Origin of the sequence: Streptomyces sp. SID5469, from assembly GCF_009862865.1 — a bacterium.
GTDB classification, from domain to species: Bacteria; Actinomycetota; Actinomycetes; order Streptomycetales; family Streptomycetaceae; genus Streptomyces; species Streptomyces avermitilis.
Map to the genome: position 1 here is coordinate 769,494 of NZ_WWIN01000001.1, position 14,329 is coordinate 783,822.

14 protein-coding genes and 1 pseudogene are annotated in these 14,329 nt (G+C 69.2%); 6 read left to right on the forward strand and 9 right to left on the reverse strand.

All coding sequences use genetic code 11. The features are described from left to right. Nucleotides 1–86: 86 nt before the first annotated feature. The 5 genes from GTY58_RS03335 to GTY58_RS03355 form a co-directional block, all read right to left on the reverse strand. On the reverse strand, nucleotides 87–608 hold the full coding sequence (locus GTY58_RS03335) for a copper chaperone PCu(A)C (protein ID WP_010982054.1): 522 nt from the start codon (nucleotides 606–608) through the stop codon (nucleotides 87–89). Continuing rightward, complete coding sequence (locus tag GTY58_RS03340) at nucleotides 605–2,860, reverse strand: heavy metal translocating P-type ATPase (RefSeq protein WP_010982055.1); 2,256 nt, start codon at nucleotides 2,858–2,860, stop codon at nucleotides 605–607. The genes GTY58_RS03335 and GTY58_RS03340 overlap by 4 nt, the downstream gene beginning before the upstream one ends. Continuing rightward, nucleotides 2,860–3,096, reverse strand: a complete 237-nt coding sequence (locus GTY58_RS03345; RefSeq protein ID WP_037651170.1) for a hypothetical protein — start codon at nucleotides 3,094–3,096, stop codon at nucleotides 2,860–2,862. The genes GTY58_RS03340 and GTY58_RS03345 overlap by 1 nt, the downstream gene beginning before the upstream one ends. A 609-nt stretch (nucleotides 3,097–3,705) precedes the next feature. Next, nucleotides 3,706–3,927: a hypothetical protein gene (locus GTY58_RS03350; RefSeq protein ID WP_242432295.1), complete on the reverse strand. Its 222-nt coding sequence runs from the start codon at nucleotides 3,925–3,927 to the stop codon at nucleotides 3,706–3,708. A 135-nt stretch (nucleotides 3,928–4,062) separates the two neighbouring features. Further along, nucleotides 4,063–4,896 (reverse strand): alpha/beta hydrolase, encoded by an 834-nt coding sequence (locus GTY58_RS03355; RefSeq protein WP_010982058.1) that lies wholly within the window; start codon nucleotides 4,894–4,896, stop codon nucleotides 4,063–4,065. A 109-nt stretch (nucleotides 4,897–5,005) separates the two neighbouring features. Between GTY58_RS03355 and GTY58_RS03360 the strand changes: the two genes are divergently transcribed. Continuing rightward, a complete protein-coding gene (locus GTY58_RS03360; RefSeq protein ID WP_107083219.1) occupies nucleotides 5,006–5,491 on the forward strand; it encodes a helix-turn-helix domain-containing protein in 486 nt (161 codons plus the stop codon). A 5-nt stretch (nucleotides 5,492–5,496) separates the two neighbouring features. Here the strand turns inward: GTY58_RS03360 and GTY58_RS39425 are convergent. Then, a pseudogene (locus GTY58_RS39425) lies at nucleotides 5,497–5,644 on the reverse strand (AAA family ATPase); the annotation flags it as partial. Nucleotides 5,645–6,121: 477 nt separating this feature from the next. Here GTY58_RS39425 and GTY58_RS03365 point away from each other — a divergent pair. Further along, nucleotides 6,122–6,463, forward strand: a complete 342-nt coding sequence (locus GTY58_RS03365) for a trypco2 family protein (RefSeq protein ID WP_048894525.1) — start codon at nucleotides 6,122–6,124, stop codon at nucleotides 6,461–6,463. Between the two features lie 45 nt (nucleotides 6,464–6,508). Further along, nucleotides 6,509–6,805, forward strand: a complete 297-nt coding sequence (locus GTY58_RS03370; RefSeq protein ID WP_010982061.1) for a helix-turn-helix transcriptional regulator — start codon at nucleotides 6,509–6,511, stop codon at nucleotides 6,803–6,805. Between the two features lie 174 nt (nucleotides 6,806–6,979). Here GTY58_RS03370 and GTY58_RS03375 read toward each other — a convergent pair whose 3' ends face one another. Continuing rightward, a complete protein-coding gene (locus tag GTY58_RS03375) occupies nucleotides 6,980–7,546 on the reverse strand; it encodes a DUF6817 domain-containing protein (protein WP_010982062.1) in 567 nt (188 codons plus the stop codon). Nucleotides 7,547–7,722: 176 nt separating this feature from the next. On the opposite strand from GTY58_RS03375, the gene GTY58_RS03380 reads away from it, so the two are divergent. Next, complete coding sequence (locus GTY58_RS03380; RefSeq protein ID WP_010982063.1) at nucleotides 7,723–8,634, forward strand: LysR family transcriptional regulator; 912 nt, start codon at nucleotides 7,723–7,725, stop codon at nucleotides 8,632–8,634. Between the two features lie 245 nt (nucleotides 8,635–8,879). Next, nucleotides 8,880–9,647 (forward strand): class I SAM-dependent methyltransferase, encoded by a 768-nt coding sequence (locus tag GTY58_RS03385; protein ID WP_107083231.1) that lies wholly within the window; start codon nucleotides 8,880–8,882, stop codon nucleotides 9,645–9,647. 413 nt (nucleotides 9,648–10,060) lie between these two features. Here GTY58_RS03385 and GTY58_RS03390 read toward each other — a convergent pair whose 3' ends face one another. Further along, nucleotides 10,061–11,536 (reverse strand): glycoside hydrolase family 76 protein, encoded by a 1,476-nt coding sequence (locus tag GTY58_RS03390; protein ID WP_010982065.1) that lies wholly within the window; start codon nucleotides 11,534–11,536, stop codon nucleotides 10,061–10,063. 20 nt (nucleotides 11,537–11,556) lie between these two features. After that, on the reverse strand, nucleotides 11,557–13,167 hold the full coding sequence (locus GTY58_RS03395; protein WP_010982066.1) for an alpha-galactosidase: 1,611 nt from the start codon (nucleotides 13,165–13,167) through the stop codon (nucleotides 11,557–11,559). Nucleotides 13,168–13,359: 192 nt separating this feature from the next. Here GTY58_RS03395 and GTY58_RS03400 point away from each other — a divergent pair, with 192 nt between their 5' ends. Then, nucleotides 13,360–13,746 carry a hypothetical protein gene (locus GTY58_RS03400; protein WP_137951505.1) on the forward strand — a complete coding sequence of 129 codons (387 nt, stop codon included), beginning with the start codon at nucleotides 13,360–13,362 and terminating at the stop codon, nucleotides 13,744–13,746. Nucleotides 13,747–14,329: the final 583 nt, after the last annotated feature.

A 14,329-nucleotide genomic window follows, 5' to 3' on the forward strand; every position in this document is an offset into this window, starting at 1 on the left:
GCCACTCATCCCGAAGAGAGTGATACAGGACACAGCGCCTCACCGGTACTCGACGGGCCGTCAGGTCGACCTCTACGAGTGAGGGATCACGTGCCGTCCTGGCCCGGACGGACCACCACAGCCAGGGTCTTCACAGCACCGCTGCGTGCGAAACGCAACGTGAACGAGACGAGATCGCCGGCCTGCCAGCCCGCATTCGCCGGCACCGTCACATCAAGGCCGTGCGGGGACATGGCGAGGCTGCCACCGGCCGGGACGGCGACCGACGCCACCGTCTGCGCGGAGGCCGACCGAGCGCCGGTCATGCGATGGCGACTGAAGGTGCCGGCGCCGTCGACCGCGCGGGACGTCACCTTCAGCAGCCGGTCCGCCGAGCCGCCGCTGTTGGTGATCCGGAAGAAGGCCGCCGTGTCCTGGGCGTTGCCGTAGGGCAGGTACACCCGGCCCCCGGTGACCGCGATACGGGCCGGGCTGCCCGCGTTGCCATACGCGGTCCACGTGCTCAGACCGCCGAGGGCCAGGCCGCACACGGCGACGGGCGAGAGCGTGGCGATCAGGGTGTCGGTGAGCCTGCGCCGGGTGGGCCGCCAGACCTGTTGTCCGGTCATCGGGTACGCCTCCGGGCGGGCGAGGGCTGCCAGCCGCGCAACCGCAGGCTGTTGCCGACCACCAGCACCGAGCTGGCGGACATGGCCGCCGCCGCGAGCATGGGGTTGAGCAGGCCGACCAGGGCGAGCGGCACGGTCACGACGTTGTAGCCGAAGGCCCAGACGAGGTTGGCACGGATGGTGCCCAGGGTGCGCCGGGCCAGCCGGACGGCGTCCGCGAGGGCCTCGATGTCGCCGCGTACGAGGGTCACGTCGGCGGCCCCGATGGCCACGTCGGTGCCGGTGCCCATGGCGATCCCGAGGTCGGCGCCGGCCAGCGCGGCGGCGTCGTTCACGCCGTCGCCGATCACCGCGACTCGGTAGCCCTGCTCCTGCAACTCCCGTACGAGTTCGGCCTTGCCCTCGGGCGTGCAGCGAGCGTGCACCTCGTCGATGCCCAGGGTCGCGGCAACGGCCCGGGCGGGCGCCTCGCGGTCACCGGTGGCGAGCACGGGCCGCACGCCGAGCCGCCGCAGCCGGTCGACGGCCCGGTAGCTTCCGGGGCGTACGACATCCCCGACCTCGATCAGCGCCTCGGCCACCCCGTCCACACGGACCAGTACGGGCGTGTGCGCGGCGGCCTCCGCCACCGGCAGGGCATCCGCGAGGGCTGCGGGCAACTCGTCGTCCGGGGCGAGGACTTCCACCAGCCGCCCCTCGACCCGGCCGCGCACTCCCCGCCCCGGCATTGCACTGAACTCGCCCACGTCCGGCAGCCGCTGCTCGCGCAGCTCCCGCCGGGCGTAGGCGGAGACGGCCCGGCCGAGGGGGTGTTCCGAGCCTTGTTCGACACCGCCCGCCAGCCGCAGTACCGCGTCGCGGCCGAGCCCGTCCGGTACGACGGTGACCCGGGCGACGCTCATGTGCCCGGTGGTGAGCGTGCCCGTCTTGTCGAGCACGACGGCGTCGATGTGCTGAAGCCCCTCCAGCGCCTGCGGGCCGGTGACGAGGACACCGAGCTGGGCACCCCGGCCGGTCGCGGCCATCAGCGCGGTCGGCGTCGCAAGGCCCAGCGCGCACGGGCAGGCCACCACCAGGACCGCCACACACGCGGTGATCGCCGCCTGTGGATCGGCCCCGGCGCCCAGCCAGAATCCGAGCGCGGTGACGGCCAGTGCCAGCACGACCGGCACGAAGACACCGGCCACCGAGTCGGCCAGCCGCTGGGCACGCGCCTTGCCGGCCTGCGCCTCGGTGACCAGACGGGTGATCCGGGCGAGCTGCGTGTCGGCACCGACGGCCGTGGCCCGTACGAGCAGCAGCCCGCCGGCGTTGACGGCCCCGCCGACCACGGCCGAGCCCGGCCCGACCTCGACCGGCTCGCTCTCCCCGGTGACCAGGGCCAGATCCACGGCCGAACTGCCCTCCACCACCTGTCCGTCGGTGGCGACCCGTTCGCCAGGCCGCACGACGAAGACCTGACCGCCCTCCAACTCCGCAATGGGAACGAGCCGTTCGGAATCACCGTCCCGTACCGACACCTCCTTGGCGGCGAGTTCGGCCAGCGATCGTAGCGCCGCCCCGGTGCCCCGCCGGGCCCGCGCCTCCAGGAACCGCCCCGCCAGTACGAACAGCGGTACGCCGACGGCCGCTTCGAGGTAGATGTGCGCGACGCCGTCCGATGCGGAGGGAACGAGGCTGAACGGCATCCGCATCCCGGGATCACCGGCACCCCCGAGGAAGAGCGCGTACGCCGACCACGCGAAGGACGCCACCACGCCCAGCGACACCAGCGTGTCCATGGTCGCCGCCGAGTGCCGCAGCCCCCGTACCGCCCGCGCGTGGAAGGGCCAGGCACCCCATACCGCGACCGGCGCGGCCAGCATGAAACACAGCCACTGCCAGTTGCGGAACTGCAGCACGGGCACCATCGACAGCACGAGCACGGGCACCGCGAGCAACGCGGTGCCCAGCAGCCGGTCGCGCTCCTGCCGCGCCTCCTCGGTCTCCCGCCCGCCCTCACGCGGCTGCTTCTTGGGCGGCTCGGGGAGCGCGGCCGTATAGCCGGCCTTCTCGACCGTCGCCACGAGTTGCCCGACGCTGACCTCCGTCGGATGGCTCACGCGAGCCCGCCCGGTGGCCAGGTTCACGGTCGCCGTCACTCCGTCGAGCTTGCCGAGCTTCTTCTCGACACGGGTCACGCACGCGGCGCAGGTCATGCCGCCGACGCTCAGATCGGTCGTCACCAGGGCGGTCATCGGTTCGGCGCCCATCAGCCGTGTCCCCCCTGCATGTTGCCCATGTCGTCCATACCTCCGCCGCCGCCGTCGCGGTTCGTGCCGCCGCCGTGCATACCGGGTGCGACAGGACCGGCGCCGGCACCCACCGCGTAGGACACCGTGAAGATCAGGGCCAGCAGCAGAAGGAAGCCGCAGAGCGCGGGCGGGGGCGCCGCCCTCCGCAGGGCCGTACCCGCGCCGGTCAAGGAGGATTGCCGGGACTCTTCCATCAACCGCGTCTCCAGGTCACGTCGGACGGCGTCGGTCGGATCGCGCCGTACCAGTTCAGTAGTCGGACCAGCCACGGGCCGGGTTCCGGAGGAGCTGTGTGGCGCGCGTCACGCGAGGAACGACCGTCCCGTACGCCACGTCGGCGGACGGACGGCCCGCCCTGCCGACGGGTGTGCGTCGACAGGGCGACCGGCCTGCTTGGCCCGGGATCCCTCGGAGCGACCGGGTTCCCGGTTCGGCCGGCCCGTGAAGACGCATGTCAGGAGCGACGACGCCCCGGAAGCGTCGTCGTTTCCACGGCGCGCTGACGAATCGTCCCGGCCAGTACGGGCTGACCGGCGGCAGCGATCACGACGCCATGGGGAACCTGCGGCTGATCGCCCGCACCACGCCCGTTCCCACGGCCGTCCGGCACGACCTGGCCCAGCAGCGTCGTACTGCCGAGCCCTATCACCCCTGGCACGGACCCCGCTTCAGCGGCTGCTGGGGCACCCCGCGGCGAGCTGGAGTTCCGCCCCGTCCAGCCCGACCCGGTGGCGTAGTCCTTTCCGGCCTTGCTCGAAGCCACAGAATCAGCCGCCGCACAGATCACGGCCGGCGAGTCGCCCTTACTCAGGGATGACCAGACCGCGGGCACGCAGCTGCGGCAGGCAGATCTTCAAGCAGGCTTCCACCGAGGCGGCATCAGTACGCACGAGCAGGTCTTCGTGGAAGGGGAGACCGTTCGCGACGAAGGTCCACGGTCTCACTCCGTCACGCATGCGTTCCGCGTCCGCCTTGAACAGCACCGTGACGCCCTGCTCGGCCAGCGCCTCCATGACACGCACCACGTCGACCAACGTCCCACCCCGCCCGTTCGAACAGGCGGGCCACGCTACACGGCACACATGCAGCTGACTTGACGGCATAGCAACGTGAGGTGTCTCCCGGACTTCCGGCAGGCTGTTGCGCCGGGCCGCTCCGCGTCATCCCGCGGCGTTGAGGATCTCCCGGATGCGGGTTGCCCAGGTCCGGGGATGGCTGGTGTTTCCGTTGTGTCCGCCGGGCAGCTCCTGCAGTTCGCGGTCGAGGAGTGTGGCCAGGGCTGTCGCGGCCCGGTAGTCGAAGACGGTCCGCGGGGTGGTGCGCCCGGCGGCGGGCACGATGTGTGTGCTGACGCCCTTCAGTGCGGCGATGTCGAGGGTGTCGTGGATGACCGCGGTGAAGTCGTGGCGGATGAAGTAGTCGAAGTTGGCGGTGCGCAGGGCGTTCATCGGCTGGGGTGTCAGATCGGGTTCGGTGTCCGTGGCGGCGGGGTCGATGCCCAGGGTCCTGGCGATCTCCGGGAGCGCGGCGGCCAGGCCCTCTCGGAGGTAGAGGTCCTGAAGGGCGACGAGTTCGTGCTCATGGCGGGCGCGTTCGTCGTCGGGCAGCAGGCGTGGGGCGACGGGCTCGTGGGCGATGAGGGTGCGGATCTGTTCGGGGTGCCGCACGATCGCGTGCATGCCGATGACGGCTCCGAGGCTGCAGCCGAGCATGAGGGCGGGGGTGTCGGTGAGAGAGGCCAGCAGGCGGTGGACGTCGTCGGCGTGCTCGGCCAGTGTCGCGCCTCGCTCGGGGGCGTCGAGCCGGCTGCGGGACAGCCCGCGGCGGTCGTAGCTGACCACGGTGTAGGAATCGGTGAGGTGGGCGACGAGGTCGGTGGTGCGGTCGGCGTCGCCCTCTCCGCTCTGCGAGATGAGCAGCAGCGGGCCGGTGCCGCGGATCTGGTAGTGCAGGACGGCGCCGGGAACGGCGAGCGTGCCGGTGGCCTTGGGCATGGCGGTCTCCCTTGTGGGCGGCGGTCCTTCCGCCGCCCTTCGGCCAACTTAATCCATCGAACTAGATACATCAATCTCGATGAATCTAGTTCGATGTATGTTGGGTGGTGTGAACGGAGTCGAGCTGTTCCTGCTGGGACGCGTCCTGATGAAGATCGGCGAGGAAGCCCTGCCGGAGCCTCCGGGCGGCGCCGGCCGCTATGCCGGCAGCGCCCGGCTGGTGTTGATCGTGGCTAGCGATATCGCCGCTCATCCCGACACCGCTGTCGGCGAGATCGCCGCCCGCACCGGTCTGCCGCAGAGCCAGGTGTCCGCGGCCGTCGCCCGGCTCAAGGAAGCCCGGTCGGTGCAGACGGCGCCGGATCCCGCCGACCGGCGCCGTGTGCTGGTGCGTCAGGCTGCCGAGGTGTCCGAGCGAGTGGCGCAGGTCCGCGCGGTCGGCATCGAGGATGCTCTCGCCAGGGCACTGGGATCTGATGCCCCGCACCGGCTGAGGGAGGTCTCGGAAGCGTTGGATGTGCTCGCCCGGAACCTCCTGCCGCAGTCGGGGGCCCCGGAGTCCCCCCAGGCAGACATCGTTCCGCCGTCGCGGTAAGGCCGCTACTTCGTTACGTTGTCCTTGTTCGCCTTGGTGCGGGCCAGGCGGTAAGACGCGGTGCCGGTCTCGATGAGGGTGGCGTCGAAGATGAGCCGGTCCACGATCGATCGCCACACAGAGCCGCGGATCGGTGAACGTTTTTGTCCAGCCGTCTGGCAGGGCTCCGTTGTTCGGGGTGGCTCCGCGGTACTGCGGAGCCTTGGGCAAACGCGCCAACTGCCAGGTCGCCGCGGGTTTGGATCACCTCTCCGGTGGCCTGCGTCCACGGGCGAGGGCGCTCTGCGGCTGAGGCAATGTTGTCGCTGCGGAACCGGAAGTTCAGGGCGAAGAACTCTTCGTCGATTTCCGCGGTCGATTCGCCCCTTGAAGATCCTTGAAGACCCTTGAAGATCAGGACCCACTCCTCGACGTTGTGTCCTCCGCTCTCCTGATACAGCGCCATGGCTGTCGCCCCGCCGTCACTCAGCCCTCCGGAACCCCACCCCGACTCCACCGCCTCACGCGCCCGACATGGCCGAACACATCGCGGGACTCTGCACCACCCGCCACACCCCTTACGCCCCTCGCGCTCTCTTGCGCCGCCCACTCGGCTGCCCAAAGCCTGAAAAGGATCTGGGAGGGAGGCCCATGACCGAGAACGAGAACGAACGTGCCACCGAACTCGGCGACGCCATCGAGGCAGTACGCCAGGGGTTGCTGAAGGCAGCCGCACAAGGCAGCGACGACCTACGCTTCCTGGTCAAGGAAACAGAGCTCGAATTCATCGTCGAACTGCGGAAGACGGGGTCGACCGGCGCGGGTGTGAAGGCCTGGGTCCTCTCCGGTGACGGACGCCTCGAGCGGTCTGCCGGCCAAACCAACCGGCTCACCGTCCGGCTGGGGATCCTGGCCCCGGAATCACACCCGATCGACGAGACCCACTTCGGCGACAAGAAGGACAAGGGCCACCCGGGACCGCGGCAGATGTGACCAGCCGAAGCCGGATCGAGCAAACAACTGCGCACGGCCCACGGCATGCTGGAGACGATGGGGATGACCGCGTTCGCCGAGCGTGCCGGCCGCGAACTGCGGGCCGCCGGCGGAACCGCCCACAAGCGCACCGCCCCGGCCCGGCATGAGGAACTGACCGCTCAGGAAAGCCAGATCGCGCGGATGGCCCGCGACGGCCTGTCGAACCCGGAGATCGGCACCCGCCTGTTCATCAGCGCACGCACCGTCCAGTACCACTTGCGCAAGGTCTTCACCAAGCTCGGCATCACCTCACGCAGCCAGCTCGACCGGGTCCTGCCAAGCGGCCCTGGCGGCGCATAAGAGGACGTTCAGCGGCGGGTTTTCAACGGGACGGGCCGGCGGACACCGTATCCGTGGTTCCGCTGGAACCCCCAGTCGTCCTACAGGAGCTACGAGCCGTTCACCCCGAGATCTTCGCGAGGGCGCCGACGGGGGCGCGATCCTCATGAGCGGGGCGGCTCTCGTTCGATCTGCTCAGTCCTGCGCAGGGGGATCCGGAGCAAGCACCACGTGGCAGGCCGACCAGGCTGGTTGGCTCAGCAGGGGGCGGAATCGAGTGCACAGGGCGAGGAGTTCGGATCCCCACTTCTCACGGAAGGCCGGATCGATGCGGGCGAGGTCGAGTTCGTTGGCGGCAGACAGCTCAGCGAAGTCCCGGCGCAGCTGCGGCTCCGGAATACGGGCACGGCCGGTGAACCGGTCGCGGAAGGAGGCGTCGGCATCCGCGAGCGTCGGATAGGTGGCCTTCCGGTCGCACGAGGCGTAGAGGTACACGATGCCTTCGGCCTCGACGCCGATCGCCGCTGCGAGTTCGTCGCGGCGGTCCAGGGACAGCAATGCGGCGGGGAAGCCGTCGGTGCCGTAGAACGCATGGCACAGGCCCGCAAGCTGGAGGGCGGTGCGTGCCTCCCATACGGCGAGTTGCTCTTGGACGCGCTGGAGGTGCGCGAGGAGAGTGCCGCCCGGATGGGCGATCTCTGTGGCGCCGAGTTCGCGCAGGAGCGCGATGGCCTGAGCGGAAGCGGCAGGGGAAGCAGGCACGGGGCGGAGTCCTTACGTCGCTCGGGGTCGGCACCCGTCCGCGCCTTCGCCTGTGGTCCGGACCCCGGGAAAGCACGGACGGGTTGCCGCCTGGGCCCTGCACTGATCGTCCTGGACCACGTAACCCCAGTCAATCCTATGGATTTCTAGCAATACCCAAGCTGTAGCTTGGGGTTATGACTTTGGAGGACCTGCGCGTCTTCGTGGCCGTGTGCAAAGCGGGAAGCCTCAGCGCCGCCGCCCGGGACCTGGACTGCACACAGTCAGCGGTGAGCCAGCATGTGAAGCGGTTGGAGCGAGAGACCGGCGTGAGCCTCGTGGAGCGCCAGCCACGAGGCGTCCTGCCCACACACGCGGGGCGCGTCTTGTGCGATGCCGCCTCGGACAGCATCGCCGGTCTGGATCTGGCCCTGCGTCGTCTCGGGGACCTTGTCAACGGGGACAGCGGCTCCGTGCGCGTCACCACGGGCGGAACAACCGTGCGGCACTTCATGTCCGAGGCCATCGTCGCCTTCCGTCAGCGCTACCCGAAGGTCAGTCTGGAGTTCCAGACAGAGACCTCCAGCCGCAACTGCTTCGACGCCCTCACCGCCGGCAACCTGGACCTCGCCTGGGTCACGATCGCCGGCCCGGTGCGCGGTATCGAGCAACGCCCCGTCGTCGCCCTGCCCTGGGTACTCGCTGTCCGCGCCGACGATCCGCTCGCGGGCCGGCCCTGTGTCAACACAGCCGAACTCACCGACATCAGCCTCATCCGGCTCCCCCACAACTCCACCTCAGGTGCCCGCCTCGACGCCGCGTTCGCCGAGCTCGGGGTCCGGAGCAGCTCCGACACCAGCGTCGCCGACTGGGACACCGCCCTCCTGCTGGCAGAGCTCGGCCTCGGTCACGCCGTCGTGCCTGTCCTGCCCGGCTGGCAGGTACCCGGTGACGGCCCCCTACGGCTCGTCCCCATCCCCGACCTGCCCCCGCTCCCGGTCGGCTGGGCCGTCCGCCGTTGGGACGCTCTCACCCCACTGGCCCGGGTCTTCGCCGACACTGTCGCCCGCAGCTGCAAGGAGAAGACCGCCAACACTCGGCCCAAGTAGCAAGCGGCCTGGGCAGCGCTGATGAGTAGGTTCGCCCCATGGGCCGTGTGCCCAGCCCTACCTCTGTCCGGCGGCTCATGCGCCTCTCCCTCTTCCAAGAGGGAGAGCGAAGCGGAACAGGTTATTTCCCAGAGCCGTTCGTCCTCTCCGCGTCGTTGTCTCCCGATGGCTGGGAGGTGGGCGCCTGGCGGCCTCGTTGAAACTCGATGTCGGTGGCGGGCATGCCGGGGCTAGCGTTGCGCCCCATGGATGACAAGGATCTTCCGCCGCGCCTTACCCATCTCACCTTTCACGGTCCCCTTTCCGAAGCCCGAGCCGCACGGATCATCGGCAGACTTGCCCGAGCGGCACCCTCGACTGTCCTCGACATCGGTTGTGGCTGGGGGGAGCTGATGCTCCGCACCCTCGAGACGGTGGAGGGGGCGACCGGTCTCGGTATCGACCTCAATGGCCAGGACATCGCCCGGGGACGCGAGAACGCCAAGGCCCGTGCACTGGCTGACCGCGTGAAGTTCGTCGAAGAATCTGCAGCCGGAACGGCACGTGGGCCTGCTGACCTCGTCCTGTGCTTGGGAGCCAGCCACACGCTCAGCGACGCACAGCCACCTCAGCACACCACCGCCGCACTGCACGCGCTGCGACGGCTGGTCCAGCCCGGGGGACGCGTCCTCCTCGGTGAGAATTTCTGGCAGCGCACCCCCACCTCGGCCGAACTCGACGCGATGTGGCCGGGCGCCCGCGCCGAAGAGTTCCACGACCTGGCCGGACTCGTCGACCTCGCTGTCGCCTCCGGGTTCCGCCCTGCCTGGATCGAGACGGCGAGCAGCGACGAATGGGACGAGTTCGAGTCCGGCTACCAGTCCGACGTGGAGGAGTGGCTGGCCGCCCACAGCGACCACCCGCTGGCTGCTGAGACGCGGGAGCGCGTGGACCGGCACCGGGCGAGCTGGCTGAAAGGCTACCGAGGAGTACTCGGGCTGGCCTATCTCACGTTGGTCCCCGTTGACCACTGAGCTTGAGTTCGTCATGTCGTGCGAGATCAGCCCGATGCGGTTGTCCCCGATGAGCGGCCACGTCCGTCGCCGACAGTCGTCGATCCGTCCCGCGCCACCGACAGCCGCGGATCGTCGTGTACCGGCTGCCGCGCGCGGCGGCGGCCGGAGGATCACGGCGAGTCGCCACGGCTGTGAGGAGGCACTCCGCGTGCGCCCTCAAGGATCGCGCCCGCCAGCGAGGAAGGGTCGGTGTCCATGGTCACCGTGCGCGGCCCCGGCGTCCTGCCGGTCGATCGGACTAGCGGACACCGTCGGCAACACCTGGTCCGAGCCATTTCCCTGCTCAGCGATCCTCCAGCCACTCCCCTCCCCTCCTACCACTCCCCTCCTCCCCCCTACACACCCGACCTGCGGATTTGGTGAGTCCGGGGTCAGGAGGCAGCGTTCATCAAGTCGACGGCGGACTGCTGGCGGGCGGCGTCGGACGTGTCGAGGGGGCCGGCCCAGTGGAGGCCGTAGGCGTCGAGGGGCGTGCGGTCGTTGGCGTATGCGGAGTCGGCCTGGCGGTGGATGTAGGAGGTGTAGGGGCGGTCGGAGAGCTGGGCGTTGAAGGCGTTGAGGCCTCGGATGTAGGCACCCTTGAAGGAGGGTCCGTCGGCGCCACAGCCGCCTGTCTCGCATGGTTCGCGCAGGATTCCGCCGGAGTTCAGTGCGGTGGAGGTGGTCGAGGCGTCGCCGATCTGGCGGCCCTTGGTGAGCAGGGCGGAGTTCCCGGTGGCGCGATAGAGCTCCGCGAGGCCGCCGAGGAGGACGCCTTGGTTGTACGACCAGGCTGTGTCGCCGTTGTTGGTGCAGGTCGTGACGTTGATGCCGTCGTTGACCAGATGGGAGCTGTTGATCATGGCGGTGCCCTGGAACCACGACCACTCCGCGTTCGCACGGGCGAGGTAGGTCGTGTCGCTGGGGACGCGGTTGTGGAGCGCGGCGTTCAGCTCCAGGTAGAGGGAGTTGGCGATGGCGTTCTTGTAGGTCTTGGCGGTGCTCCACCAGACGCCGCCGCCACATGTCGAGTCCCAGTACCGATGCATGTGGTCCGCGTCGGCGCGGGCGGTGTTCAGGTACCTGCTGTCACCGGTCAGGTCGTACGCGGCGACCCAGGCCAGCCCCCACCACCCGGTGTCGTCGATGTAGTCGTTGGTGAAGTTGCCGCCCTGGGCGTGCAGGTTGAGGTCGTAGGTCTTGGCGATGGCGTACTTGTAGCTGCTCATGCCAGTGACCTGAATGTTGTTGATGAGGGCGGTCAGCGCGTTGGCCGAGTTCCACCAGCCGGTGCTGTCGAACAGGCCGGAGCTGAGGTTGTACGACTGCATCAGCGCGGTGGCCGCCGCGGTCGGGCGGCTGCCGGCGTTCCAGGTCGTACGGGCCCAGGCCGTGCAGGCGATCTCGGTGCGATTACCGGCCTTGCCGCAGGCGCGGAGGGCGCCGACGCCGAGGTTGTTCCAATCGTCGACGTTGTACATCAGGGTGCGCCAGCCGGTCTGGCCCGAGGGGATCGTGGTGTCGCCGAGCCTGCTGCCGGAGGTCCAGGTGCGGCCGCCGTCGAAGGAGCGGTCGAGCCAGACCTCGTCGGTGGGGCTGCCGTTGGTGATCGAGGCCCAGCCCATGGCGTCGGTGTCGTCGAAGTGCAGGGCGATGGTGCGGGAGTAGATGCTGGTGGTCACCGGCCGGCGGTCCTGCGGGGACAGCGACGGGTCACGGCCGTCGCAGTACTTGTTGCAGACGGTCGCCTGGACTGCTGTGGTCGCGGCTTCGGCGCTTCCGGATGCCGGGATCAGGAGAGCCAGGGACATCACGGTCGCGAGCAGGCCGGCCCCGAGCATGCGTGTTCTTCTTGCCTTTGAGTGCATGTCAGCTCCGTCGAGGTCGGTCAGCCCAGGCGCCACTGCTGGTTGGCGCCGCCGTTGCAGGTCCAGAGTTCGAGCGCGGTGCCGTTGACGTTGCCGGAGGCCTGGTCGCCGCCCGTGACGTCGAGGCAGAGGCCTGACTGGGTGCCGGTGACGGTGCCGTTGGGGTTGAGGCTCCACTTCTGGTTGGCTCCCCCGTTGCAGGTGTAGAGCTGCACCTTGGTGCCGGAAGTGGTCCCGTTGTCGTAGGCGTCCAGGCACTGGGTGCCGCCGTAGAGCCGGAGTTCACCGGCGGCGGTGATGGTCACGGCCTGGTTGGCGCCGCCGCAGTCCCAGATCTCGATCTTGGTGCCGGGGGCGGTCTGGTTGTCGTACGCGTCCAGGCAGCGGTTGGAGGAGGCGCCGACCAGCGGGTGGGTGCTCCCGGCGCTGGTGCCACTGCCGACGGAGACCCGGTACATCACGGAGCCGTGGCCGGGGACACTGGCCGAGATGCTTCCGCCGGTGCTGCTGACGACGTGTGACCAGAGGTTGTCGAGCCGGTAGGAGGATGCCGCGGGGAGACCGGCCGCGGTGGCGGAGGTGGTGATGGTGGCGGCGGAGGAGTTCTCGTTGAAGAGCACCACCGACACGTCGCCGTTCGCCAGCGGTTTGGTCAGCACGTGGAGGCCGCCGGAGGAGGACACCTCGGTGCCCTGCTTGCCCAGGGAGTCCTGGTCCACGGCGATGACGTCCTTGTTGCCGTAGAGGAAGAGGGTGGCGGCGGAGGCCTTGCGCAGGTCGGTTCCGGCGATCAGGGGCGCGGCCATCTCCGACCAGAGGCTGAAGTGGGAACGGTCCTCGGTGAACGACATGCCGTTGCCGACCTCGAGCATGTCGGGGTCGTTCCAGGCGCCCGGCTTGGCGTACGGAGCGAGCTTGACGTTGGCCTTGTAGATCGACACCACCGTCGAGAAGTTGACGTTGATGTCGTCGGTGGTGCGCCAGCTGTTCCCGACCCCCGCTCCCCAGGTCCACACACTGGCCAGACCCCAGTTGCACAGGCTGTAGACGATCGGGCGGCCGGTGTTGACCAGGGCGTCGCGCATGGCGGTGTAGCGCTGCTGGTCGGGCACGTTCTGGTGGTTGCAGTTGTCGTACTTGAGGTAGTCCACGCCCCAGGAGGCGAAGCTGTCGGCGTCCGTCTGCTCGTGGCCGAGGCTTCCGGGGTAGCCCTGACAGGTGGCGGTGCCGGCGCTCTCGTAGATGCCGAGCTTGAGGCCCTTGCTGTGGACGTAGGCGGCGGTTCCGCTGATGCCGTCGGGGAACTTGACCGGGTCGGGCACCAGTTGGCCCACGGAGTTGCGGGCCGAGGTCATCCAGCAGTCGTCGATGTTGACGTACTGGTACCCGGCGCCCTTCAGACCGGAGGAGACGAGGTAGTCGGCGGTCTGCTTGACCAACTGCTCGGTGACGTTGCAGCCGAAGGCGTTCCAGTCGTTCCAGCCCATCGGGGGCGTCCTGGCCAGACCGTTGTCGAGGGCCTGCGCGGGCGGTGCCGCGCGGAGCACCAGCAGGGCCGGAGCGAGGACCAGCAGAAGCAGCATCGCGAAGGCGGCGCTCAGGGGTCTCAGGAAGGATGGCGGGACGGTCATGTCGGTGTCTCCTGTTTCGCCGTGTGGGGCCGGACGAACTCAAGTGCCTGACAACGTTGTTCAGTTGCCGGGTGTGGCGCCTTTGGAAACGTAACCATCGCGAAGTTCCCACCGGCCGGGCCCAGCCGTCAATAATCCGTACCAAACTGTCGCGGGGGTGAACTACTCGCGCTGTCAGAAGCGTTGACGACCTTGCCGACCACATCGGCAGCCGCGGCGGAGCGCTTGGGCCCGGCCCGGGCGTTGACGCGCGCCGTCGCCGCGTACTCCGCGCTCTGGAGACCCTTCGGAACGAACGACGGTTCCGGGCTGGTCCGCGAGCAGGTTCCGGTGGCCGCCGACGACAAGCCGTACTCGTACGAATGGCCCTACTCGCAGGTGCACATCGCCGCGCTCGACCTCACGGCCGTGGACGCGGCGTACGAGTCGGAGCCAGCCGAACGGACAAAGGCGCAGGAGCACTTCTGGCACGTCGGCAAAGGCACGACCGGGTGTCCCGGATACGCCTCCTACCCTGTCGTCGCGTGCGGCGAGGGCGGCGAGGGCGGCGCAGCGCCACGGCGGCGACCAGCCCCATGATCGAGCGTCGTAATCTCACTTGGTGTCCCTTCGTCGAGGTCGGGACCCGCACCCTCCAAGGCGGCAGTCAGGGCTACAAGGGTTCTTCGTTGTCCCGGACAGGACTTTGGCAATTGGTGCAGGTCACGGCTGTGCCCGCCCCTTTGTCCCGGACAGCCCGGACAGTCGTGAACATCGGCGGCTGACTTGGCGATCCTCGCCCTGGAAGGCATCCGATCGTCGGTACTGGTGACAGAAAGGCGGACGAATGAGTCTTTGTCACAAGCCGCGTGCCTCACTGGTGACAACCAGGCTGCTTCGGCGGGTGCCATTCGCCAGCTCATCCGGCTCTGCCGGTGACAACTACTGAGCTTCGGCTCACTACGACGACAACGAATGGGTCGGCCTGGCGAAGGACCAGCGACACCTGCAGACCGGGGACGCCGCCGCCCTGGCCCGCGCGAAGGAGATCTTCGCCCTGGTCAGATCCGGCTGGGACACCGACACGAGCTACGCCGCGCCCGGCGGCGTCTTCTGGACCCAGGTCGGCTGGAGCCAGGACCGCAACACCGTCTCGAACATGCCGGGCGCCCAAAGCAGGCAG